Annotated in this window: 20 protein-coding genes; 12 read left to right on the top strand and 8 right to left on the bottom strand. The window is 65.8% G+C overall.

The annotated features are described in order from the left end of the window. Positions 1 to 11: 11 nt before the first annotated feature. Together ACJJVR_RS01445 and ACJJVR_RS01440 are read right to left on the bottom strand one after the other, a co-directional pair. Complete coding sequence (locus tag ACJJVR_RS01445; RefSeq protein ID WP_405401655.1) at positions 12 to 977, bottom strand: TRAP transporter substrate-binding protein; 966 nt, start codon at positions 975 to 977, stop codon at positions 12 to 14. Positions 978 to 1,014: 37 nt separating this feature from the next. Continuing rightward, complete coding sequence (locus ACJJVR_RS01440) at positions 1,015 to 1,707, bottom strand: GntR family transcriptional regulator (RefSeq protein ID WP_405401653.1); 693 nt, start codon at positions 1,705 to 1,707, stop codon at positions 1,015 to 1,017. A 117-nt stretch (positions 1,708 to 1,824) separates the two neighbouring features. Between ACJJVR_RS01440 and map the strand changes: the two genes are divergently transcribed. From map to ACJJVR_RS01395, 9 genes are all read left to right on the top strand, one after another. Further along, entirely contained in the window at positions 1,825 to 2,574 is a 750-nt protein-coding gene (map, locus tag ACJJVR_RS01435; RefSeq protein ID WP_405401651.1) for a type I methionyl aminopeptidase, read from the top strand. Positions 2,575 to 2,678: 104 nt separating this feature from the next. Next, on the top strand, positions 2,679 to 3,260 hold the full coding sequence (locus ACJJVR_RS01430) for an ANTAR domain-containing response regulator (RefSeq protein ID WP_405401650.1): 582 nt from the start codon (positions 2,679 to 2,681) through the stop codon (positions 3,258 to 3,260). Next, positions 3,257 to 4,429, top strand: a complete 1,173-nt coding sequence (locus tag ACJJVR_RS01425) for an ABC transporter substrate-binding protein (RefSeq protein ID WP_405401648.1) — start codon at positions 3,257 to 3,259, stop codon at positions 4,427 to 4,429. The genes ACJJVR_RS01430 and ACJJVR_RS01425 overlap by 4 nt, the downstream gene beginning before the upstream one ends. Before the next feature lie 267 nt (positions 4,430 to 4,696). Further along, complete coding sequence (locus ACJJVR_RS01420) at positions 4,697 to 6,001, top strand: ABC transporter substrate-binding protein (RefSeq protein ID WP_405401646.1); 1,305 nt, start codon at positions 4,697 to 4,699, stop codon at positions 5,999 to 6,001. Positions 6,002 to 6,005: 4 nt separating this feature from the next. Next, positions 6,006 to 6,893 (top strand): nitrate ABC transporter permease, encoded by an 888-nt coding sequence (gene ntrB / locus ACJJVR_RS01415; protein ID WP_405401645.1) that lies wholly within the window; start codon positions 6,006 to 6,008, stop codon positions 6,891 to 6,893. Between the two features lie 11 nt (positions 6,894 to 6,904). After that, positions 6,905 to 7,699 (top strand): ABC transporter ATP-binding protein, encoded by a 795-nt coding sequence (locus ACJJVR_RS01410; protein ID WP_405401644.1) that lies wholly within the window; start codon positions 6,905 to 6,907, stop codon positions 7,697 to 7,699. Positions 7,700 to 7,703: 4 nt separating this feature from the next. After that, positions 7,704 to 10,133, top strand: coding sequence for a nitrite reductase large subunit NirB (gene nirB / locus ACJJVR_RS01405; protein ID WP_405401643.1), 2,430 nt, complete (start codon positions 7,704 to 7,706; stop codon positions 10,131 to 10,133). 13 nt (positions 10,134 to 10,146) lie between these two features. Next, a complete protein-coding gene (gene nirD / locus ACJJVR_RS01400) occupies positions 10,147 to 10,473 on the top strand; it encodes a nitrite reductase small subunit NirD (protein ID WP_405401641.1) in 327 nt (108 codons plus the stop codon). Then, positions 10,470 to 13,058 carry a molybdopterin-dependent oxidoreductase gene (locus ACJJVR_RS01395; protein ID WP_405401639.1) on the top strand — a complete coding sequence of 863 codons (2,589 nt, stop codon included), beginning with the start codon at positions 10,470 to 10,472 and terminating at the stop codon, positions 13,056 to 13,058. The genes nirD and ACJJVR_RS01395 overlap by 4 nt, the downstream gene beginning before the upstream one ends. Before the next feature lie 164 nt (positions 13,059 to 13,222). On the opposite strand, the gene ACJJVR_RS01390 is transcribed toward ACJJVR_RS01395, so the two are convergent. The 3 genes from ACJJVR_RS01390 to ACJJVR_RS01380 all read right to left on the bottom strand — a co-directional run bounded on the left by ACJJVR_RS01390 (position 13,223) and on the right by ACJJVR_RS01380 (position 15,299). After that, positions 13,223 to 13,837: a hypothetical protein gene (locus ACJJVR_RS01390; RefSeq protein ID WP_405401638.1), complete on the bottom strand. Its 615-nt coding sequence runs from the start codon at positions 13,835 to 13,837 to the stop codon at positions 13,223 to 13,225. A gap of 443 nt (positions 13,838 to 14,280) precedes the next feature. Then, positions 14,281 to 14,421, bottom strand: coding sequence for a hypothetical protein (locus tag ACJJVR_RS01385; protein ID WP_405401635.1), 141 nt, complete (start codon positions 14,419 to 14,421; stop codon positions 14,281 to 14,283). 293 nt (positions 14,422 to 14,714) lie between these two features. Then, entirely contained in the window at positions 14,715 to 15,299 is a 585-nt protein-coding gene (locus tag ACJJVR_RS01380; RefSeq protein ID WP_405401634.1) for a TetR/AcrR family transcriptional regulator, read from the bottom strand. 203 nt (positions 15,300 to 15,502) lie between these two features. Between ACJJVR_RS01380 and ACJJVR_RS01375 the strand changes: the two genes are divergently transcribed. Then, complete coding sequence (locus ACJJVR_RS01375; RefSeq protein ID WP_405401632.1) at positions 15,503 to 16,066, top strand: carboxymuconolactone decarboxylase family protein; 564 nt, start codon at positions 15,503 to 15,505, stop codon at positions 16,064 to 16,066. Between the two features lie 241 nt (positions 16,067 to 16,307). Here the strand turns inward: ACJJVR_RS01375 and ACJJVR_RS01370 are convergent, their stop codons facing one another. The 3 genes from ACJJVR_RS01370 to ACJJVR_RS01360 all read right to left on the bottom strand — a co-directional run bounded on the left by ACJJVR_RS01370 (position 16,308) and on the right by ACJJVR_RS01360 (position 20,419). After that, positions 16,308 to 17,957 (bottom strand): BCCT family transporter, encoded by a 1,650-nt coding sequence (locus ACJJVR_RS01370; protein WP_405401631.1) that lies wholly within the window; start codon positions 17,955 to 17,957, stop codon positions 16,308 to 16,310. Between the two features lie 182 nt (positions 17,958 to 18,139). After that, complete coding sequence (locus ACJJVR_RS01365) at positions 18,140 to 18,454, bottom strand: hypothetical protein (RefSeq protein WP_405401630.1); 315 nt, start codon at positions 18,452 to 18,454, stop codon at positions 18,140 to 18,142. Between the two features lie 78 nt (positions 18,455 to 18,532). Further along, on the bottom strand, positions 18,533 to 20,419 hold the full coding sequence (locus ACJJVR_RS01360) for a cation:proton antiporter (protein ID WP_405401628.1): 1,887 nt from the start codon (positions 20,417 to 20,419) through the stop codon (positions 18,533 to 18,535). Positions 20,420 to 20,527: 108 nt separating this feature from the next. Here ACJJVR_RS01360 and ACJJVR_RS01355 point away from each other — a divergent pair, with 108 nt between their 5' ends. Next, on the top strand, positions 20,528 to 23,515 hold the full coding sequence (locus ACJJVR_RS01355; RefSeq protein ID WP_405401626.1) for a GAF domain-containing protein: 2,988 nt from the start codon (positions 20,528 to 20,530) through the stop codon (positions 23,513 to 23,515). A 310-nt stretch (positions 23,516 to 23,825) separates the two neighbouring features. Next, positions 23,826 to 24,017 carry a hypothetical protein gene (locus tag ACJJVR_RS01350; RefSeq protein ID WP_405401625.1) on the top strand — a complete coding sequence of 64 codons (192 nt, stop codon included), beginning with the start codon at positions 23,826 to 23,828 and terminating at the stop codon, positions 24,015 to 24,017. The last annotated feature ends 230 nt before the right edge of the window (positions 24,018 to 24,247 follow it).

Genomic DNA, 24,247 nt, shown 5'->3' with positions numbered 1-24,247 from the left:
CCGCCGTGCCATCAGTTGTTGAAGATCTGTTCGGCCAGCGGGCGGATGTCCGCGTCCACGGCACCGATCACCGCGTCGCGGGCGGCATCGGCAAAGGCCTGCTGATCGACCTCGACAAAGGTGACGCCAGCGGCCTCCAGTTCGGCGACCAGTTCCTTTTCGTCGGTCAGGAACAGCTCGCGCTCGAACGCTTGGGTGCTGTCGGCGGCGGCCTGCACGGCGGCCTGATCGGCCTCGGACAGCTTGTTCCACGCGTTTTCCGAGATGGTCAGATAGATCCACGACCGGACATGTTCGGTCAGGTTGACGGTCTTTTGCACCTCGTAGAAGCCGCCGGACTGGAACAGCGCCAGCGGGTTTTCCTGCCCCTCGATCGTGCCATTCTGCAGCGAGGTGAACACCTCGGAGAAGGCCATCGGCGTGGGGTTCGCGCCAAGCGCCTGCCAGGCGGTCACGAACAGCGGCACGTTCGGCACCCGCAGTTTCAGCCCGTCCAGTTCGTCGGGCGTGGTGACGGGACGGTTCGACGACAGGTTGCGCGGGCCACGTGCGAAATAGGTCAGCGGACGGATATCGGCATTGGCGATGATCTCGGCCTCGATCTGCTCACCGATCTCGCCCGAGGCGACCGCGTCCATGTGCTCCAGCGAGCGGTAGGCATAGGGCAGCGCCAGCAGCGCGGCCTTGGGCGCCCAGTTCTGCAGGCTTTCGCCGGTGATGGTCATGTCGGCGGTGCCCAGCTGCATGCCGTTGATGACGTCGATCTCCTTGCCCAGGGATTCGTTCGGGAACACCTGGACCTCGACGCGACCCTCGGTTCCGGCGGCGACCTCTTCAGCGAAGTGCAGGGCGGCCTGGTGCCAGATGTTTTCCTCGTTGGCCAGGTGGCCCAGCTTCAGCGTGACGTCGGCGGCCATCGCGGTGCTGGTGGTCAGGGCGGCGGCCAGGGTAATGGCGATCATGCGGGTCTGTGTCATGGTGTCCTCCTCCAAGGATTGTCCGGCGGGGCCGGGATCAGGTGAAATAGTCGGGGCAGTCGGCCCGGATGACCGGCAGGTCGTCCAGGATGCCGCGCAGATGGGCGCGGATGGCGGTTTCGGCATGCGGGACGTCGCCCGCCCGGATGCCCGCCACCAGCGCGCGGTGCTGGTCGATCAGGCGGTCGACGGGGAAATGCCGGCTGGACAGAAAGCGGACGCGGTCCATCTGGGATTTCATCTCGACCACGACGCGCCATGCGCTGGCCTTGCCTGCGCCTTCGGCCAGGGTGCGGTGGAACAGTTCGTCCGCGTCCAGGAAATCGCGGGCCGATCCGCCGATCAGGTCCATCTGGCGGTCCAGCTGTCCGTCCAGGTCCGCGATCAGCGCGGGGTCCGGGTCGGCGGCCAGCAGCTTGACGATGTCGGCCTCTATCGCCTCGCGCACAAAGCGCGCGTCCATCACCGCCGCCCGAGAGATGCGCGTGACGAAGGTTCCCCGCTGCGCGCGCACATCCAACAGGCCCTGCGCCGCCAGCGCAATGAACGCCTCGCGGACGGGCTGGCGGCTGACGCCGTATTGCTGGGCGGTCTCGACCTCGGACAAGCGGGTGTCGGGGGGCAGGGTGTTGTCCATGATCGCCGCGCGCAACCGGTCGGCCAGCTGCGAGGCCGCGTTGACGCGGGTCTGGGGCAGCGGTTCGGGACGGGTGCGGAACGACGTGGCCATGGTGATCTCCTCCGACGGCACCGCTACACTATACTACCATACCAGTAAAGGGCTTTTTCTAGGTGGCGGGTTTGGTCTGCGGCGCTATGGTGGCGACGTAATGACAAAGAGGGCGCGATGACCGTCACGAACCAGGACGAATTGGAGGGTTTGCAGGTCATCGGCCGCATCGTCGCCACGACGCTGCAGACGATGGCCGGCGCGATGGAGCCGGGCATGACCACGCGCGAACTGGACGACATCGGCCGCGCCCTGCTGGAGCGTGAGGGTGCCGTGCCTGCGCCCGAAGACAGCTATGGCTTTCCCGGTGCGACCTGCATCAGCGTCAACGAAGAGATCGCGCATGGCATCCCCGGCGACCGGGTGATCGCGGCGGGCGATCTGGTCAATATCGACGTGTCGGCGTTCAGGAACGGCTATTTTGCCGATACCGGTGCCAGTTTCGGCATGGGTGCGGTGGCACCCGCCATCGACCGGCTGTGCCGCGACGGACGGCGCGCGATGGATATCGGCATTGCGCAGGTCGGGTCCGACAAGCCGCTGGACGGGATCGGCAATGCCATCGGCCGGTTCGCCGCCGCCCGCGGCTATACGCTGATCCGCAACCTGGCCAGCCATGGCGTAGGCCGCGCCCTGCACGAGGCCCCCGAGGTCATCGCGACATGGCCCACCAAGGGCGACCGCCGCCGCATCAACCGCGGGCTGGTTCTGACGGTCGAGCCGTTCCTGTCGCGCGGCGGGTTGCGTGCCGCCGACGGGCGTGACGAATGGACCCTGTTCAGCCAGCCCCGCGCGCCCGTTGTACAATACGAACACACCGTCGTCGCCACCGACCGCGGCGCGATCATCGTCACCCTGCCGCACTGACCGCGCGCCGCCAACTGCCCGCTGATTGGGCAGTTCGCGGCCCCGGCACCCGGTGCGTGTGGGTGGGGCTTGCCATCGGCCCGCCCGGTGTCGTCAGTGGCGGCATGGAACGGCTGTCAATCATCGTGGTCGAACGCGACCGTGACCGGGCGATCAGGATCGTCGACGGGCTGCGCGCATCCGGCGACCACCAGATCACCGTCATCGCCGAAGAGACGGGGCTGGCGCGGCGCATCGCGCAGGCGCAGCCCGACATCGTGCTGATCGACGTGGCCGACCCGTCGCGTGACGTGTTGGAGGAGCTGGCCCTGGCGTCGGGGCCACTGGACCGGCCGGTGGCGATGTTCGTCGACCGGTCCGACGAACAGCTGACCCGCGCCGCGATCGAGGCGGGCGTGTCCGCCTATGTCGTCGACGGGCTGCAGCGCGACCGCATCAAGCCGATCCTGGATGCGGCCATCGCGCGGTTCCACCTGTTCCACAAGATGCGCGCCGAGCTGATCGCCACCAAGGCCGCGCTGGAGGAACGCAAGATCATCGACCGCGCCAAGGCCATCCTGATGAAGGCGCGCGGCATCGACGAAGAGGCCGCCTATGCCCTGCTGCGCAAGACCGCCATGGACCAGAAACGCCGCGTGGCCGATATCGCGCAGCAGCTGGTGATGGCGGCGGGGCTGCTGACATGACCGACCGCCTGCGCCTTGGCTATGTTCCGCTGACCGATGCCGCCCCCCTGATCATCGCGCGCGAACTGGGTTTCGCCGCCGAGGAGGCGCTGGATCTGGACCTGATCCGCGCCGGCAGCTGGGCGCAATGCCGCGACATGCTGGGCACGGGGTCGGTGGTCGCGGCGCATATGCTGATGCCGCTGCCCATCGCGCAGGGGCTGGGGCTGGGCCCGGCATTTCCCGATTTCGACCTGCTGATGATCTTGTCGCAGGGCGGGCAGGCCATCGCGGTGTCGCGCGACATCGCGGCGCGGATGCGCGAACAGGGCCACGGTTTCGATTTCCGCGACCCGCGTGCGGCGCGCGACGCTTTGGCACGCGCGCATCCGGAGCCGCTGCGGGTGGGGGTGCCGTTTCCGTTCTCGACCCAGGCCGAGCTGGTGCGGCACTGGCTGGACGGGACCGCGCTGGCGGGGCGCCTGTCCATCCACACCGTGCCGCCGCCGCGGATGGCCGATGCGCTGGCCGCCGGAGAGGTCGACGCCTATTGCGTCGGAGAGCCGTGGGCATCGCGCGCGGTGGAACGCGGCGTGGGCGCGCTGTTGCTGCCCGGTTGCGCGATCTGGGCGGCGCCGTCGGAAAAGGGGCTGGTGATGACCCGCGCCTTTGCCGACGGTCACCCCGACATCACGGGCCGTCTGATGCGGGCGCTGTGGCGCGCGGGACGCTGGCTGGACCAGCCCGGCAACCGCGGCACCGCCGCCGAGATCCTGTCGCGTGCCGAATGGCTGAACCTGTCGCCGGAACTGTGCGAACGCGGGCTGCTGGGCCGGTTGCATGTCACGCCCGAGGGCGATCTGCGCGACTGTCCGGGGTTCATCCGGTTTCACGCGCAGGGCGCGACATTCCCGTGGCGCAGCACCGCGGCGATGCTGGGCGCACGGCTGGCCGCGCGGCACGGGCTGGACCCGGACCGGGCGATGGCGCGGGCGGCGGCGTGTTTCCGCACCGACCTGTACCGCCTGCACCTGCGCGAGGCGGGGGCGCATCTGCCCGCCGCGTCGGCCAAGGTCGAGGGGGCGATGGCCGTTCCGACCCCGGTCGCGTCCGAACAGGGCCAGATGATTCTGGGCGCGGATGCGTTCTTTGACGGCCATCGGTTCGACCGGGCGTTCGCGCGGCGCTGAATTCGCGGGCAGGGTGGCGCAATTCGCGGCGTCCGGCGGGGCAGGGGGGGCATTGATGCCCCGAACGCTTGACCGACGCGGCCCGCGTGGCGAATGATCGGGAAAAGGCGGATGCAACGGCGCACCGCGTTTGACCCCCGACCGCAAGGATGCGGTTCCCCATTTTCGGCAATGACGCCATCTGATCGTGCCCCTTTTTCCGGGGCTGCGGCAGGTGGCTTTTCGTGTTCGTGCGCCCTGCTGCGCGCCAGTCCAAGGACCAGCCCCATGACCCAGATCACGTCCCTGATCACGCCCCCCTCGCGCCGCCGTTTCCTGCAGACCTCCGGCGCGTTGGCCACGATGGCCGCCGCCCGCCTGGCCCTGCCCGCAGGGGCCTGGGCCGCCACCCCCGGCACGCCCGAGGTCACCGGCTGCACCCTGGGATACATCGCCCTGACCGACAGCGCGCCACTGATCATCGCGTCCGAAAAGGGGCTGTACGCCAAATATGGCATGCCCGACGTGCTGGTGGAAAAGCAGGCCAGCTGGGGTGCCACGCGCGACAACATGGCGTTGGGGTCGGCGTCCGGCGGCATCGATGGCGGGCATATCCTGCGCCCCAAGGTGCACCTGTATTCCACCGGCAGCGTGATGCAGAACAGCCAGCCTTTGGCGATGTACACCCTGCTGAACCTGAACGAGGACGGGCAGGGCCTGTCGGTGCGCCAGGAATACGCCGACAGCGGCGTGGGCATCGACAGCGGTCCACTGAAGGAAATCTTTGCCGCCCGCCGCGCCGCGGGCGAGGAGATTCCGGTCGCCATGACATTCCCCGGCGGCACGCATGACCTGTGGATGCGATACTGGCTGGCGGCGGGCGGGATCGACCCGAACACGGATGTTGACCTAATCGTGGTGCCGCCTCCGCAGATGGTTGCCAACATGAAGGTCGGCAACATGGAGGCGTTCTGCGTCGGAGAGCCTTGGAACGAGCAGCTGGTCAACCAGAACATCGGGTTCACCGCCGCCACCACCGGAGAGCTGTGGGCGCGCCACCCCGAAAAGGTGCTGGGCATGCGTGCCGAATGGGTGGACGCCAATCCGAACGCCACCATCGCGCTGATGATGGCGGTCATGGAGGCCCAGATGTGGTGCGACCTGCCCGAGAACAAGCAGGAGATGGCCGAGATCATCAGCCGCCGCCAATGGTACAACGTCCCCGTCGCGGACATCGTCGGCCGCATCCAGGGCCAGATCAATTACGGCAACGGCCGCAACGAATTGCGCCCCGAGCTGGCGATGAAGTTCTGGGGGCAGAACGGCGAGACGTCCTACCCGTGGAAATCGCTGGACGCGTGGTTCATCACCGAGAACAAGCGGTGGGGGTACCTGCCGGGCGATCTGGACACCAAGGCACTGGTGGACGGCACCAACCGCAGCGACCTGTGGCTGACCGCCGCCGCGGGTCTGGGTCTGACGCCCGATTTCGGCGACAGCCGCGGGGTCGAGACGTTCTTTGACGGCAAGACCTTTGATCCGGCGGACCCCGATGCCTATCTGGACGCCCAGTCCATCAAGGCGATGGTGTGATCCAATGAACGTCACAGCACTCAAGCGCCGTCTGGACCTGACCCCGAAGCCCGCAGCCCCCGTCGTGGCGCTGCCCCCCCGCAGCGTCGACCGCCTGGCCCCCTGGCGCAAACGCGGCGTGTCGCTGGCCAGTAACGTCCTGCCGCCGCTTGCCGTGATGATCGTCCTGATGACGATCTGGCAGATCGGCGCATCGGGCGAGGGCAGCGGCCTGCCCACGCCGGTACAGGTCTGGATCGACAGCGGTTTCCTGATCCTGGAACCGTTCTATGTCTATGGCACCCAGGACATCGGCCTGGGCTGGCGGGTCCTGACATCGCTGGAACGCGTCGCCTATGGGTTTGGCCTTGCCGCCGTGGTGGGCGTGCTGACCGGCGCGGTCATCGGGCAATCGGCGCTGATGATGCGCGGGTTCGACCCGATCTTTCAGATCCTGCGCACGGTGCCGCCACTGGCATGGCTGCCCATCAGCCTGGCCGCGTTCATGGATAGCGGACCGTCGGCGATCTTTGTCATCTTCATCACCGCGATCTGGCCGGTGATCATCAACACCGCCGCGGGCGTGCGCGCCATCCCGCAGGATTACCGCAACGTCGCCGCCGTCCTGCGCCTGAACCAGGTCGAGTTCTTTTGGAAGATCATGGTGCCCGCCGCCGCCCCCTATATCTTTTCGGGGCTGCGCATCGGGGTGGGCCTGTCCTGGCTGGCCATCGTCGCGGCCGAGATGCTGACCGGCGGCGTGGGCATCGGGTTCTTTATCTGGGACGCGTGGAATTCGTCCCGCCTCAGCGACATCATCGTGGCCCTGGCCTATATCGGCGGCACGGGCTTCATCCTGGATCGTCTGGTCGGCTGGATCGGACGCGTCGTCTCTCGCGGTACGGCCGCGTAAGGGGAATGACCATGAAATATCTGTCCATCGAACATCTGTCCAAATCCTTTGTGAACGGGTCCAAGACGGCGCATGTGCTGTCCGACATCACCCTGACCATCGACAAGGGCGAATTCGTCAGCATCATCGGCCATTCCGGTTGCGGGAAATCGACGCTGCTAAACCTGATCGCGGGTCTGACCGACGTGACCACAGGCGGCATCCTGCTGGACGGGCAGGAGGTCAATGCGCCCGGCCCCGACCGCGCCGTGGTGTTCCAGAACCACTCCCTGCTGCCGTGGCTGACTGTCTATGACAACATCAAGCTGGCCGTGACCAAGGTGTTCGGCCGCACCAAGACGCGCGCCGAACGCCACGACTGGATCATGCAGAACCTGGATCTGGTCCAGATGAGCCATGCCGCAGACAAGCGCCCGGCCGAGATATCGGGCGGCATGCGCCAGCGGGTGGGCATCGCCCGCGCCCTGGCGATGGAGCCAAAGGTCCTGTTGCTGGACGAACCGTTCGGCGCGCTGGACGCGCTGACCCGCGCGCATCTGCAGGACGCGGTGATGGAGATCCACGCCCGGCTTGGCAACACGATGATCATGATCACCCATGACGTCGACGAGGCCGTGCTGCTGGCCGACCGCATCGTGATGATGACCAACGGTCCCGCCGCCACCATCGGAGAGGTGCTGACCGTCGATCTGCCCCGTCCGCGCGACCGCATCCGGCTGGCCAGCCAGCCCGATTACGTCCGCGCACGCGAAGGGGTTCTGCGGTTCCTCTATGAACGTCATCGCTTTGTCGAAGCCGCGGAGTAGCGCCATGACCAGAAACCTTGTGGTGATCGGCGCGGGCATGGCGTCGGGCCGGATGCTGGAACATCTGTTCGACCAGGCCCCCGGCCAGTGGACCGTGACGCTGTTCAATGCCGAGGCACGCGGCAATTACAACCGGCTGATGCTGTCGCCGGTGCTGTCGGGCGACAAGACCTATGAGCAGATCGTCACACATGACGATGCCTGGTACGGCGCCCATGGCGTCACCTGCCGGTTCGGAGAGAGCGTGACCGCAATCGACCGCGACGCGCAGGTGGTGCACGGCGCGAACGGGCCGGTGCCCTATGACGCGCTGGTGGTTGCGACCGGATCGGCGCCGTTCATCATCCCGCTGCCGGGGCACAAGCTGCCCGGTGTCGTGGCCTATCGCGACCTGGAGGATACCAACGCGATGATCGCCGCCAGCCGCCCCGGTGCAAAGGCGGTCGTGATCGGCGGCGGTCTGCTGGGGCTGGAGGCCGCCGCCGGCATGGCCGCGCGGGGCGCGGAGGTCACGGTGATCCACCTGATGGGCCACCTGATGGAACGCCAGCTGGACCCGGCCGCAGCCTATCTGCTGCAGCGCGATCTGGAGGGCCGCGGCATCCGCGTCCATTGCCAGGGCGCCACCAAGGCGATCCTTGGCGAGGACCGGGTCGAGGCGGTTCTGCTGGAGGACGGGACCGTCTATCCCGCCGATCTGGTCTGCATGGCCGTGGGCATCCGCCCCGAGACGCGGCTGGCCAACGATGCGGGGCTGGAGGTCGCGCGCGGCATCACCGTCGATGACCGGATGGCCACCAGCGACCCGGCGATCTTTGCGCTTGGGGAATGCGTCGAACATGACGGGCAGCTGTTCGGCCTGGTCGCGCCGCTGTACGATCAGGCCCGCGTGCTGGCCGCGACGCTGGCGGGGCAGGACGCCGTGTTCCGGCCCGTCCAGACCGCGACGAAGCTGAAGGTCACGGGCTGCGATCTGTTCAGCGCGGGCGATTTCGCCGATGCGCCGGGGCGCGAGGATATCGTGTTCCGCGATCCGGGACGCGGCATCTATAAACGTCTGATCCTGGAGGGGGACCGCCTGATCGGTGCCGTGATGTACGGCGACACGGCGGACGGGGCGTGGTTTTTTGACAAGATCCGCACAGGGGCCGACATCACCGCCGACCGCGACACGCTGATATTCGGTCCCGCATTCGCCGGGGGGGCCCAAGCGGACCCTTTGGCAGCCGTTGCAGCCTTGCCGCCTGAGGCGGAGATCTGCGGGTGCAACGGCGTATGCAAGGGAACCATCACCGCCGCGATTCAGGGCGGCGCGCACAGCCTGGACGCGGTGCGTGGCCTGACCAAGGCCAGCGCGTCCTGTGGCACGTGCACGGGGCTGGTCGAACAGGTCATGGCACTGACATTGGGCGACGACTTTGCCGCCAATGCCAATCCGCCGATGTGCAAGTGCACCGACCACACCCATGAGGACGTGCGCCGCCTGATCAAGTCGATGGGGCTGAAATCGATCCCGGCGGTGATGCAGGATCTGGGCTGGCGAAGTGTCGGCGGCTGTGCGTCCTGTCGTCCGGCGCTGAACTATTACCTGATCGCGGATTGGCCGACGGAATACCGCGACGACCGACAAAGCCGTTTCGTCAACGAACGGAACCACGCCAACATCCAGAAGGACGGCACCTATTCGGTCGTCCCGCGCATGTGGGGCGGCGTCACAACCGCCGCCGAACTGCGCGCTATCGCGGATGCCGCCGACCGGTACACGGTGCCGATGATCAAGGTCACGGGTGGCCAGCGCATCGACCTGCTGGGCGTGCGCAAACAGGACCTGCCCGCGATCTGGGCCGATTTCAACGATGCCGGGATGGTGTCAGGCCACGCCTATGCCAAGGGTCTGCGGACGGTCAAGACCTGCGTCGGCGAACAGTTCTGCCGTTTCGGCACCCAGGATTCGACGGGCTTGGGAATCCGGTTGGAAAAGCTGTTATGGGGGTCGTGGACGCCCGCCAAGGTCAAGCTGGGCGTGTCCGGCTGTCCGCGCAACTGTGCCGAGGCGACCTGCAAGGATATCGGCATCATCTGTGTCGACAGCGGATTCCAGATCAGCGTGGCGGGCGCGGCCGGCATGGACGTGCGCGAAACCGTGCCGTTGCTGACGGTTCCTGATGCCGACGCGGTCTGTGACGTGGTCGCGGCCTTCGTGCAGCTGTATCGCGAGAACGCCCGCTATCTGCACCGCATCTACAAATGGGTGGACAAGGTGGGGTTGGACTGGTGCCGCGACCAGGTGGCCGACCTGGATATCCGGGCCGCGCTGGTGGCGCGGTTCGCGGTCAGCCAGGCGGTCTATCAGACCGACCCCTGGGCCGATCACGCCGCCAGGCCCGCCGAATGGGCCCCGGTGGCCGACCTGACACTTCGCGCAGCAGAATGAGGGGGACCGTCGCATGAGCATGATCGACATCGCCGCACTGGACGACATTCCGCAACAGGGCGCCCGCGTGGTGCGCACGCCGCAGGGCTGTGTCGCGGTGTTTCGCACCGCGGACGACCGGGTCTTTGCGCTGGACGACCGCTGCCCGCACAAGGGCGGCCCCCTGTCCGAGGGCATCGTGCATGGCACGTCCGTCACCTGTCCGCTGCACAACTGGGTGTTCGACATGGCGACCGGGCAGGCGCAGGGCACCGACAGCGGCCATGTCGCGACCCACCGCGTGAGGGTCGAGGGCGGCCGCATCCTGATGGACATCTGCGCATTGCGGCGGGTCGCATGACGGTGCGCACCACCTGCCCCTATTGCGGCGTGGGCTGCGGGGTGCTGGCCACGCCGGACGGGCAGGGCGGGCTGGTGGTCCGGGGCGACCCGGACCATCCCGCGAACCACGGCCGCCTGTGCGTCAAGGGCGCCGCGTTGGGCGAAACCGTCGCGACCGAGGGCCGCCTGCTGACCCCGCGCATCGACGGGGCGGATGCGCCATGGGACGTAGCGCTGGATTTGGTGGCCGACCGTTTTGCTGATGCGGTGGCGCAGCACGGGCCGGATTCGGTGGCCCTGTACCTGTCCGGCCAATTGCTGACCGAGGATTACTATGTCGCCAACAAGCTGATGAAAGGGTTCATCGGCAGCGCCAACATCGACACCAATTCGCGCCTGTGCATGGCGTCGTCGGTTGCCGGGCACCGCCGCGCCTTTGGCAGCGACACCGTGCCGGGCCTGTACGAGGATCTGGAACTGGCCGATCTGGTCGTGCTGACCGGGTCGAACCTGGCGTGGTGCCACCCGGTCCTGCACCAACGGCTGATGGCCGCCCGCGCGGCGCGCCCCGAGATGCGCATCGTCGTCATCGACCCGCGCCGCACCGCCACCTGCGAAGGGGCCGACCTGCATCTGGCCATCGCGCCGGGGGCGGATGCGCATCTGTTCAATCTGCTGCTGTGCCACCTGTTCGACACGGGCCGGGTGGATGCCGATTTCCTGCCCCATGTCGCGGGGCTGGACGCGGCGCTGAGCGTGGCGCGGCTGGCCGACCCGGCAGCCACCGGGCTGAACCCGCGCGATCTGGCCGCGTTTCTGGACCTGTGGGCGGGGTGCGACAAGGTCGTCACGGTCTACTCCCAAGGCATCAACCAGTCCGACACAGGCACCGACAAGGTCAACGCGATCCTGAACTGTCATCTGGCCACGGGGCGCATCGGTCGCCCCGGCATGGGTCCGTTCAGCGTCACCGGACAGCCCAACGCCATGGGCGGGCGCGAGGTCGGCGGCCTGTCGAACATGCTGGCCTGCCATCTGTCGCTGGAGGATGGGGCGCATCGCGACGCGGTCGCGGGGTTCTGGAACGCGCCCCGCATGGCCGACCGCCCCGGCCTGAAGGCCGTCGACATGTTCCGCGCGGTCGAGGAGGGACGCATCAAGGCGCTGTGGATCATCCACACCAACCCCGCCGTCACCATGCCTGATGCCGACCGCGTCGCCCGCGCCATCGCCGCGTGCGATTTCACCGTCGTCAGCGAGGCCTGGCCCGATACCGACACCGCGCGTCTGGCCCATGTGCTGTTGCCTGCCGCCGCATGGGGCGAAAAGGAGGGCACGGTCACCAATTCCGAACGCCTGATCAGCCGGCAACGCGCGGCCCTGCCCGCGCCGGGGCAGGCGCGGCCCGACTGGTGGGCGGTGGCGCAGGTGGCGCGGCGGATGGGGTTCGACGGTTTCGGCTGGACCGAACCGGGGCAGATCTTTGCGGAACACGCCGCGCTTTCCGGCGTCGCGGGGGCGTTGGGCAGTGATTTCGACATATCAGACCTGGCCGCGACAGATTACGAAACGCTGGCGCCTGTGCATTGGCCGCAGGGGCCAGCACAGCGCGGCGGGCGGTTCTTTGGGACGGGGCGGTTCCACACGCCGGACGGGCGCGCGCGGATGGTGCCGGTCGCCGCGCAGGTTCCCGAACGCTCCGCGGGGCGGATGCTGCTGAACACCGGGCGGACGCGGGATCAGTGGCACACGATGACCCGCACCGGCCTGTCGCCCCGTCTGGCGCGGCATCTGGCGGAACCCTATCTGCAGTTGCACCCCGACGATGCGGTGCGCCTTGGGCTGAGCGCCGCCGATGTCGCGCAGGTGGACAGCCCGCAGGGCCGCGCCATTCTGCGCGTGATGATCAGCGACGACGTGCGCCCCGGCCACCCCTTTGCCCCGGTTCACTGGAGCGGGCAGACCGCATCCGCCGGGCGCATCGACACGGTGGTGCCGGGACAGGTCGATCCGATTTCCGGCCAGCCAGCCAGCAAGTCGGCACCGGTCACGATCAGTCGACTGACCACGGTATGGCATGCGTATCTGGTCAGCGACGCCCCGGTGACGCCCGATTGCGCCTATTGGGCGCAAAGCCGTCTGCCCGGCGGCTGGCAGGTCGAGATGGCGGGAGCGCATGCCCAAGGCGACTGGCAGGCGTGGGCAGAACGCCTGCTAGGTCTGGGTGCGCCCGCCCAGCAGTTGGGCGATCCGGCGCGGGGTCTGTACCGGATGGCGTTCCACCGAAACGGCCGTCTGGCGGCGGCGCTGTTCGTCGGCCCGGACCCCGTGGCGTTGTCGCGGTCGCATCTGGCCGCGATGCTGGGGCGCGCACCGGCGGGGGCACTGGCCGGGCGTCCCCGGACGGACATGCCCGATCCGGGGCCCGTGGTCTGTGCCTGTCATGGCGTGGGGGTGAACACGATCCGGCTGGCCATGGGGCGGGGCTGTCGCAGTGTCGAAGCCCTGGGCAAGGCGACCGGCGCGGGCACGAATTGTGGATCATGCCGGCCTGAACTGGCGACGCTGCTGGCCCGCCCACCCCAGATACAGGCCGCAGAATAGCGATCAGGCCAGATCCTGTCGCGATGAGATCGCCGCGCTGTCAGAGGGTCGCGTGACAGGTCGTCCGCGTGGGGCGGGCGCGGCCTGACAGGGGCGGGGTTGGTCACCCGTGTGATGCGGCGTCGAAACAGGCCGCGAACCGTGCGCGATTTCACACGCGCTGATCAGGGAAGCCAGATCTCTACGGTGCCGCCCCTTGGCGATGGCTGAAAGAAGGTGAAATCCGACACGGTCGCCCTGCCGCCTCCGCCGATCGCGTCGCCGATGATTCCGGACACATCCCGGTCAGCCGCGAAAAAGTAACGGATGCTTTGGCGGTCGATGATATAGGGGACGGGGCGCGTCTCGACCTCGCCTGTGCCAACCGCGCGAAGCAGGCGGGCGACCTGTTCGACACGCTCTGGGTTGTCACGTTCGGAATAATGGATAACGACGCGCGCCTGGCCGAGCGTGCGTGACGATGTGGCGGGATTTGCCGCCGGCGGGTTCTGCGGTCGCGCGACGGGCACTGCTGCCACAGGGGCTGCGGAGGCCAAGGTCTGCGGCGCGGGTTCGGCTGCGGCGGGACGCGCGGGTCGTGGCGCTGGCGGAGCAGCGGACAGAGCCTCTGGCGCGGGTTCCACGATCTGCCCGGGCAGAGCGGGCAGATGTCGCCAGATGTCGCGTGCAGTCGGGCCATTGCCCCCGCCTGTCTGGGCACCGGCTTGTGTTGCGATCAGGCAGGCGATCACGGACAATGCCCCAAGACGGGCTTTCAGCGGACGATGGGGTTGCATCATGGCACGGACCTTTGCGGTGATGCGTGCGTCCCGGATATCCCGTCACCCGCACGTCTTGATCACAAGTGACTGGATCCATAGCGAAACGTGCCCGCCTGTCACGTAAAGTTAAGGTTATCCGCGGCAATTGGCAAAAAGCCGCCTGCGCGGCGTCGTCAGTCCAGCGGAATCATAATGACTATCTGTTCGAAAATGAGGCACGACGGTTCCCTGATCAGTGACGCCGCTGCCGTGCCCGCAGGCGGCGCCCGACCGGCCGGAGGGTTTGCGTGGCCCCTTTCCGTGACGGACCGGACGGGCATGTGTGCCACCGCATCGACCACGCAAGACTGCGCATATTGGGATGCGCTTTGCCTATGCGCCCGCGGATGTCATCGCGGGCGCAACGCAGGCCGCGCGACCGGTTCCGCCGGCCCGCGACCTAAGAAGGGCGCAGGCCGGCGTCATTGGCCGATCACGCGAATGCCATCGCGCCGCATCCGAGCGTCGCGGGAGGACATCTCTGTTGACCCTCCAACACCTGTCACGGGCTGCTGCCGTTTGCGCATTCGTGTCTGCTCATGATTATCGACGGCGATGATCATGGGCTGGGTCGTCTTGGGCGAATGCGGCGCTGCCCAGTGCGGAATGCAGCCCTGCCATGACATCAGTCTGCATGATGACATTGGGCGTTTGGTCCGGGTTGCAGGATGCGCCGCGTGGTTTCCGGCCGTGTCCGGATCCCCATGGCGCAGGCGACTCCCATGGGGCCGTATGCAAACCAAGCGCTGCGTGGATGTCGCGGCAGGTTCGCGGGTGCGGGACGAGCCGCCGGAACTGTCCCCTGTCTGGGTTCATGCAGGGGCGATGCGATGGCAGGGTGCCGTCTTTCGTGCCTTCAGGCCGGGCTGAGACCCTGGTGGTGCAACGCTGTGGCCGTTTGACGATGCGCGCTGATCTCATCGGCCAGGTCCTGCGCCAATAGTTGCAAGGCCAGCGGATCCGTCTCTCGCTGTGCCTGGATCTTCAGGCCAAAGACATAGGTCTGCATCCGTTTGGCCAGCCGCGCCGGGTCCGCGTCGGGCGGCAGTTCACCGGCCGCACGGGCCTTGGCGAAACCATCCTCCAGCAGGGTCAGGATGGTGTTGAGGTGATCGACAACGACGCGGCGCAGCGCCGGATGATCGGTCTGGATCTCCAGCAGCGACTTGACGAGCATGCAGGCGGTCGACGGCTTGTCACAGCGATCCAGTCCGCCAAGCGACACAAGATAGGTCCGAAGCGCGGTCAGGGTGGATGGGGCATTGGCGATCGTCGCCGCAAGCTCTGTCCTCATGCGTCCGGCATAAAGCTCCAATGCGGCGAGGAACAATGCCTCCTTGCTTTGGAATGCCGCATAGATCGAGCCGGGACGCATTTTCAGCGCCTCCTCCAGATCCTTGAGCGAGGTCGCGTTGTAACCCTTGAGCCAGAACAGGGTCATGGCTGCATCAAGGGCCGTTTCGCGATTGTATGCGGGTGCGCGTGGCATATCGCCTTGTACACGCTTGGACGCGCATCAGACAGATCGAAAACCACGAATAGCCGAATTTGAGCGATCACTCTTTTATGACTTGAGTGATCGCTCAAGAACGTGCATGTAGGTGCCACATCCATTGCATGACGCAATTCAGGAAGGATCATTTCATGACCACGCTAGACCGCCTTGACGAGACCAATGCCCCGGAAAAGTCGATCCCGCTGATCGAAAAATCCAAGGCAGCCTTTGGCCGCCTGCCGGGCCTGCACAGCGTTCTGGCGGCATCGCCCGCCGCCTTTGAGGGCTATCAGGTCCTGCACCGTCTGTTCGCCGAAGAGACCGCATTCGATGCCGACGAAAAGACCGTGGTGTGGCAGACGATCAACGTCGAACATCAGTGCCATTACTGCGTCCCGGCCCATACCGGCATCGCAAAGATGATGAAGGTCAGCGACGAGATTTCGACCGCGCTGCGGGACGAAACGCCCCTTCCGACGCCAAAGCTGGAAGCGCTGCGCACGTTCACGTTGGCCATGGTGCGCGAACGTGGCAACGTTGATGATGCCACGCTTCAGGCATTCTACGATGCGGGCTTTGAGCAGCGCCACGTGCTGGACGTGATCCTCGGCCTCGCGCAGAAGGTCATGAGCAACTATACCAACCACATCGCCAACACGCCTGTCGATGCCCCGATGCAGCAGTTTGCATGGACGCCCAAAGCGGAGCGATAAACAAAACGGCCCCGGCAAGGAAACGCGCCGGGGCTGGGTCACGATGGCCTGTCAGCGTTTCGGACGGGCGTCCGTGTTTTCACGATTTTCCCTGTACCCGTGGGCCCGTCCCGACATGACCGTGCAAACGATCAGTGGCGTGCCAAATACACCATCAGCAGCGGACGGGATTTCCCGGCCGCTGCTTTGGCATTTCAGGGCGATGGCGCATCCCATGTGGCAGTCGAATTCCGGGACGGCGTCATTCGGCTGCCGTGTGGGGTTCGTCCGGTGTTGACGGGTCAAATTCGCTCAGCGCAGGCCGCTTGCCGATGGTGATGTGGTCGATCTCTTCTGCGGCGAAACCCCGGATCAGCGCGGGGATCATCATCGACACCAGCAGAAAGATCGGCAGGCCGACGACGGTAATGACCTCCTGCAACGCGGTCAGCCCGGCCTCGCCCGCAAGCAGGATCAAGGTTGCGGCGATCATGCCCTCGGCCAGTCCCCAAAAGACGCGTTGGCGGACCGGACCGGGTTCGGCAGTGCCGGTGCACAGCATGTCGACAACCAGCGATGCGGAATCCGACGACGTCGCGAAAAAGATCGCCACCACCAACACGGCCAGGCCCTGCATCAATGGTGCCCACGGCAATTCGGCAAAGAACGCGAACATCGCCAGCGGGACGGATTCGGTCACGGCGCTGCTGATGCTGCCGGCGGCGGGGCCCATCGCTGTCCGGGCGGCCTCTCCCAGCCCGTCGAGGGCCATGGCCTGCCAGCCAAAGATCGCGAACCAGATGACCGTGAACAAAGACGGTGCCAGCAGCACCCCAAAGACGAATTCCCGGACCGTGCGCCCACGAGAGATCCGGGCCACGAACAAGCCGATGAACGGCGACCACGTGACCGTCCACGCCCAATAGAACACCGTCCAGTCACCCTGCCAGCCCCATTCGCCGGTCCCCATTCCGCCGCCATGCAGCATGTCGTTCCAGAACGCCAGCCGGGGCAGATTGGACAGGTAGAGGCCGATCGTCTCGACGACGCCGCGCAACAGGAACAGGGTCGATCCCGTGATCAGCACAAACACCATCAGACCGACAGCCATGCCGATATTGATGTTCGACAGAACCTTGACGCCCTTGTCCAGCCCGGCGACGATAGAGATCGTCGCAACGATCGTCAGGCTGGCCAGGATCGCCAGACGCAATGCCGTGTCGTCTGCCCATCCGAACAGCGCCGACAGGCCTGCGGCCACCTGCGACGACCCCAACCCAAGCGACACCGCGACACCGAACAGCGTTCCAAGGATCGAGACGATGTCAATGGTCTTGCCCACGGGGCCGTGAATGCCCTCGCGCAGCAACGGATAAAACACCGAACTGACCCGCACGGGCAGATCATAGCGGTTGATGAAATACGCAAAGGCCAGTCCCGGCAGCGCAAAGATCGTCCAGGTGTGCAGGGCCAGATGATACAGCGAGATCGCGATGGCGTCCTGGGCCGCGACCAGGGTGAACGGCTCTACTCCGGGCAGGGGCGGGGATTGGTAATGGCTGATCGGTTCGGCCACGCCCCAGAACATCAGCACCGTGCCGATACCGCCCGCGAACAGCATCGTGAACCACGACAGGTTGGAGTATTCCGGGCGCGAGTTGCGGGGCCCAAGTCGGATGTGCCCATGGCGCGACATCGCGGCATAGATCAGAAAGCCCAACCAGACGTTCACCGCCAGGATGAAGAACCAGCCCAGGTTGGTCACGATCCACGCACGGCTGACCGAAAATGCCGCGCCGATCGTTTCGGGCATGGCCACCAGCAGCACGACAAAAATCAGACTGAGCCCCGCAGAAACAAAGAAAATCGTCGGATCGACCCGCAGGCCCAGTGTGTTTGCCAATCTTTTCATGCCGTTCCCCCGCCGTTTTGATACGCTTGGGATAATCCCCACAACGGCTCATCGTTCCAGACAAAGCGTTTCGCGGACCGTCCCCCGTGCCGTGCATGGCCGGAATGTCGATGGCATCACGCGTGGGTGGCGTCCGTCACCGGCGTAAATCCAACGTGGCAGGGCGGAACGCACCCCGCAGATCAGAATGGGTAACCGTCCAGTGGATCGGGTATCGAACCCGGCGCGCATCGTGAAAAGAAGGATGCGGTGGTCGTGTCCAGACAGATGCCCTCGACGCTGAGACGATACAGAAGATAGCTGGCCGCACCGCAATATCCCAGCCCGACGTCTTGCGCGCCGTCAACCGCGCCGCCGCGGCACGCAGTCGAATACCTTGCCCAGTCAACGACCATCGTCTGTTGCGCCGGGGTCGATCCGGCGGGTGCGGCAGCCTGGGCGAATGCCAGTGCCGGGGCCACCGCCACAAATGCGGCGGCCATCAGGAAAGGGCGCATGATCGGTATCCTGCGTGCGGCGAGGGTGGAACCGACCATGCAGGATCAGGGGCCCCGATGAAAAGCCGTCTCCGGCACCTAATTTCCCGATTTGGGCGTGTTGCGGTGATCATGTACGACCGCGGATGCCTCGGCAGAGACGTCAGCGGGTACGGCGTTTGAACCATCCTTGTCCTTTGCGGGCAGGAAGGCAGTGACCCAATCCTCGGGCTGCGCGGAAAGGGGAACGTTCTCTTGAAGAAACCGCAACTCTCCTTTGCTGATGGTCAGCAGAGGCACGGCATCGGGGCGGTCCTGACGCCAGTCGTCCAGGCTGTATTCGTCGGTCAGGCGAGTGCTGCGCAACGTCCATCCGTCGGCGATGCGTTGGTTGACCTCGTCAAAGGTCGGGCCTCCGTGCAGACGCTGCCCGCCCAACTGCGCGGGCAGGGCATGGCGCGACCGTTCGCGGACCCGGCTGAGCTGCCAGACATATTCCCGGCCGACATCCGGGCCCATGTCCGTCGCCACCAACGTGTTGTAGGCGTCATTGTCGGATGCGACCAGCACGGTGGGATAGGCGATGAACTCGACCTTGTGTTCCGCGACCTCGCCCAGAATGTCGCCGTGATAGGTCGGAATTCCCGCCTGGCGAGCGTTGTTCAGGTGCTGGCGGTTGGTATCGGCGATCAGGGTGCCGACCTCTGCCCGCTCCAGCGCCTGCGCCAGGGCTACCGCAAACGGAGAGCCGCCGACGATCAACAGCGCCGGACGTTCCGGACCGGACAGGCCAAGACGACGGGCCATCGGCGCCAGCGTGAACCCGTGGATGATGACGGTCGCCAGCACGATGATGAACGCCAGCGGCGCCAGCGCGGCACCGTCGTCGATGCCCGCCTGAACCAGCTTGTCGCCGAACAGGCCGGAAACCGCGACCATCACCACCCCGCGCGGTCCGGTCAGGGCGATCAGCCAGCGTTCCTTCATGGGCAGATCGCTGCCGATCAGCGGCAGCAGCACCTGGAGGGGGCGGGCCAGTGCCACCATGAGCACAACGAACAGTGCCGCGCGCCACGTCAGCTCGTTCAGGGTCGAAAAGTCCAGCGATGCCGCCATCAGCACGAACACACCAGACACCAGCAGGATCGTGGCATGTTCTTTGAAGCGGTGGATCTCGGTGTAGGAGGACAGTTTCGCGTTGGCCAGAACCATGCCCATGATGGTGACCGCCAGCAGGCCCGTCTCGTGCAGGACGGTGTCGGTGGCGGCGAACACGGCCAGCACGGTCACGAACAGAACCGGCACCTTCATGTATTCGGGCACCATGGCCCGGCGAAACGCCAGCGCCATTCCGGCGCCGGCGGCCCATCCGGCAAGAGCGGCAAAGCCGATCCCCGACCCGATGATCCAGACGGCCGCCCCCGCCGACAGGCCGGTTTCAAGGACCAGCACGACCTCCAGCAGCAGGACGGCGATCAGAACGCCGAGGGGGTCGTTCAGAATGGCCTCCCATTGCAGGATCTGTGCCGGCCTGGCACGCAGCTTTGCCTGACGCAGCATCGGCGCGATGACCGTCGGTCCGGTGACGACCATGACGCCGCCGAACACCGCCGACGATTGCCACGAAAGGCCCACCGCCAGCCACAGCACAAGCGTCGACAACGCCCACCCCAACGGCGCACCCAGATAGACCAGCCGCTGGACCGGCCCGCGCGCGTCACCCAGGCGATGTTGTGTCAGGGTCAACCCGCCCTCGAACAGGATGATCGCAACCGCGACCGAGATCAGCGGACGATAGATCGGCCCCAGATCGCGTTCCGGCAGAAACAGCCCCATCACGGGTCCCACCAGCAGCCCGACCCCCAGCATCAGGACGATCGCGGGCAGCCGCAGCCGCCATGCCAGCCATTGCGCCCCCACGCCAAGAACGCCGACCAGCGCCACAACCTGCACGGGAGTAAGCCCCTGCATGATTTCGCTTTCCATGAATGTCCCTTTGCTGTGCCGAGGTGACAAGTCACCATACTCGGCACGGTTCCTTAACATTTGCATGCCGCGCGAAAGTCTGACTATTTACCGCGCAACGGGCATGATATGCCACACGCAGGCACTTTGAATGACTTTATCGGATTTGATGCACCATTATACCGGCCGTCCCTTGTGACGCAAAGCGACGACCCAGGCCGACTGGCGGCCCTTGCCCGATTTGACGTCCTTGATACGCCGTCAGAGCAGGGCTTTGACGATCTGGTTGCCCTGGCCATGCAGATCTGTGACGCGCCGGTCGCTCTTGTCAGTCTGGTTGACCGTGACCGGCAATGGTTCAAGGCCCGTCAGGGCTTCGAGCCGTGCCAGACCGACCTTGAATCGTCGGTATGCCGGCATGCCATAGGCATGGTGGAGATCCTGGAGATAGAGGATCTTCGCAATGATCCCAGAACGGCGTCGAACCCGCTGGTGACGGCACCGCCCGGCATGCGGTTCTATGCCGGCGTGCCGTTGAACACGACCGACGGGCATACACTTGGGACGCTATGCGTGATCGACATGGTCCCGCGCCCCGGTGGCCTGACGGTCGCACAGCGGAGCGGCCTTGTGTCATTGGCCAACCAGGTGATGACGCAACTGGCGCTGCGCCGTGCCCTGGCAGAGCGGGACGACGCGATCGTTCAGCAGGCCCTGGGGCAGGTGAACGAAAGAGAGCAGGCGGCATGCCTGGAGGCGCTGATCGGCAGTCAGGGCGCGGTATCGGCGGCCGGATCGGACCTGAACGGGATGTTCACGGCTATCGTTCAGGCGGCGCTGACGATCGTGGGTGCGGCGGACGGTGCTGTCGTTGAACTGGTCGACGGCGATTGCCTGATCTACTCGGTCGTGGGCGGGTCGTTGTCATCGCATGCCGGCAGGCGGGTGCCCCTGGCGGATACCCTGTCAGGACGGTCATTGCATAAGGCACGGCCCCTGATCTGCCGGGACGTGGAACTGGACAACCGCATCGACGCCGGCTTGATGCGCGGGCTTGGCATCAAGTCCATGATCGTGGTGCCGGTCACCTGGCGCGGGCAGCCGATCGCCGTCCTCAAGGTCACGTCGCAACAGGCGGATGTTCTTTTGCCGCGCGATCTGGTGATGATGCAGATCCTTGCCGCGCAGGTCGGATCTGCATTCGGCGACGCCAGCGAGGCTAGTGCCGCCCGCGCCCTGCGCGATGCCGAGACGCGCCATCGCCAGACCTTTGAAAGCGTGACCGAGTTCGGCATCATCGTCATGGACCGGGGCGGTATCGTGACGGAATGGAATACCGGCGCCGAACTGATCTTTGGCTGGAGTGCCGAGGAGATGCGGGGATCGGACGCGTCGCGGTTCTATACCGCCGATGACAAATCGATTGGCCGGTCAGGCGTGGAAATGCATCGTGCGTTGCAGGATGGATCCGCCGTCGATGAACGCTGGCACGTCCGCAAGGACGGATCGCGGTTCTATGCCAGCGGCAACGTCATGCCGCTTTGGGGGGATCGGAGCGAACATCTGGGGTTCATCAAGATCGTCCGCGATCGCACCGACCAGCACCTTGGCAGTCTGCGACTGGCGGAAAGCCAGGCAGCCCTGGTGGCCAGCGAGGCCAAGTGGCGCGGCCTGTTCCACGACCTGCACGAGGGGTTCATCGTCGGACGGGTCGTGCGCGACGCGAATGGCACGATCGTCGACTGGACCTATGAGGAGGTCAACAAAGCCTGGGGAGAGCTTTTCGGCATCGATTCCGCGATGGCGGTCGGCAACACCATCCGAACGCTGTTCCCCGGCATCGATGATGCCTGGGTCAACGATTTCGCTGATGTCGTCAAGACCGGGCAGGCGGTCCGATTCACCCGGCAGTTGGGGACCATCGGTCGCTGGTTCGATGGCGTCTGTCAGCCTGCTGATACCGACTGTTTCACGGTCATTTTCCTTGAGGTCACCGACCGTGTGCTGGCGGAACGCCGTCGCGAGGCGCTGCGCGAATTGGACGATGACCTGCTGGAGGCGTCCAGCCCCGAGGAAATGCCCGGCATGGCCGCACGGATCGTCGGCACGACCCTGGATGTCGGGCGCGTGGGGTATGGTTCGATGGCCGCCGACGGCGTTACCGTCAAAATCCCGGGCGACTGGACCCGCAGAGATCATCCCGGTGCTGTCGGCAGCTATCGCCTTGACGACTTTGGCACCTATGCCGCCGATCTGCGTGATGGCCGGACCGTCGTCATTCCGGACATCCGGTTGGACCCCCGCACCGCGCCGGATACCGACCCATTGGATCGCCTGCGCATCCGCAGCCTGATCAATGTCCCGATTGTCGAGCGTGGGCGCATGGTGGCCATCCTGTTCGTCAATGACGACGCAGTACGGCACTGGACCGACGCGGAAACCGCCTTTGTCGAGGATGTCGCGTTGCGGATGCGATCCGCGATGGCGCGGCTCGAAGCCGAGGACCGCCAAGCCATCCTTCACGGTGAACTGGCGCATCGTCTGAAAAACAACCTTGCACTGGTGCAGTCGATCGTCAGTCAGACACTGCGCACGGCGCCTGATCTGGCATCGGCACGCATCACGCTTGGGGAACGCATCCACGCGCTTGGAAAGGCGCATGATGTTCTGATGACCGGACGCCGGGATGCGTCGTCGTTGCGCGACATCGTGGGGTCGACCACCTCGCTGCTGTCCGAGGCTGCGCGGATCCGCATCATCGGGCCTGAAATTGACGTCCGTTCCGATTCCGCGCTGGCATTGGTGCTGATCTGCCACGAGTTGACGACCAACGCGTGCAAATATGGCGCCCTGTCCACCCCGGATGGGCAGGTCGAGGTCCGCTGGACCGTGCAGGACGACGGCCCGACACCGCCGCAGCTTGTGTTTGAGTGGATCGAGACCGGGGGACCGGTCGTGCAACCCCCAACACACGAGGGCTTTGGCTCGCGTCTGATACGCGCCGGCATGTCGGGCATCGACACGGTCACGATCAACTATCCCCCCGCGGGGTTGCGATGCTGTCTGTCGGGCAGCCTGTCGGCCCTACAGGACGTCCCGCAAAACGCCCCAAGGTAAGGGTATTCCGGGCCTATGAAAAACTGTCGTCGCTGCTGGTCCTGATCCAGGTCAAAGGCGCGGCACAGGGCGGTTTGCAACCGGATCATCAAGGGGCTTGATCACAAATAGGATCCGCTGAATGGCGGACGCCTGACGGTCGGTCCGGTATCGGGCCCGATCGACCTTGGTTCCGTGTGGCACATGCCGACCGGCGTGGAGGGCAATCACATGGTGACCGGGCGCCGACACAGCCTGATGAAACCGGTCGCCGGCGATGTTGGGGTGTCGGTACAGGATCTATGATCCGGCGTTTTATGGTGCGCTCACCATGCCATCGCAGGTGGCCATCGGCGGGCGGGTGGGATGCAGTGTGGTACGGCTGTCCGGCGATTTGCGGGTGCTGTGGGACGCCTATGCATTCGCCCTGCCTGACGCGCTGTTCTGGCAAGCGGGTCGGGCGGACGCTCGTATTCAGATCGATATCGGCGCGGGCAGCATTCAGAAAACCTGCACGCAATAGCTGCCGCATTCATCCGTCGGCGTCGATATTTTAACTCAAAAACAGGAACTTGAGGGCTGATATCCGCGGACCGACCGCCCTATCCGGGAGCACCACTCAAGACCCTGTTCTCATGGTCGTTGTCAACCTCCTGTTCCATGGCAATTAACCCGGCGGGACCGGGCGCAACTTGTGTAGATGCGCAAGGTAGGAGACGGAACTGAGACGACAGTTGAGCAAGCTCTCATGCG

This window comes from Paracoccus sp. Ld10 (assembly GCF_045064235.1).
GTDB lineage: Bacteria > Pseudomonadota > Alphaproteobacteria > Rhodobacterales > Rhodobacteraceae > Paracoccus.
The sequence above is the reverse complement of the archived record's forward strand: the minus strand, read 5'-3'. Positions and strand labels throughout refer to the sequence as shown.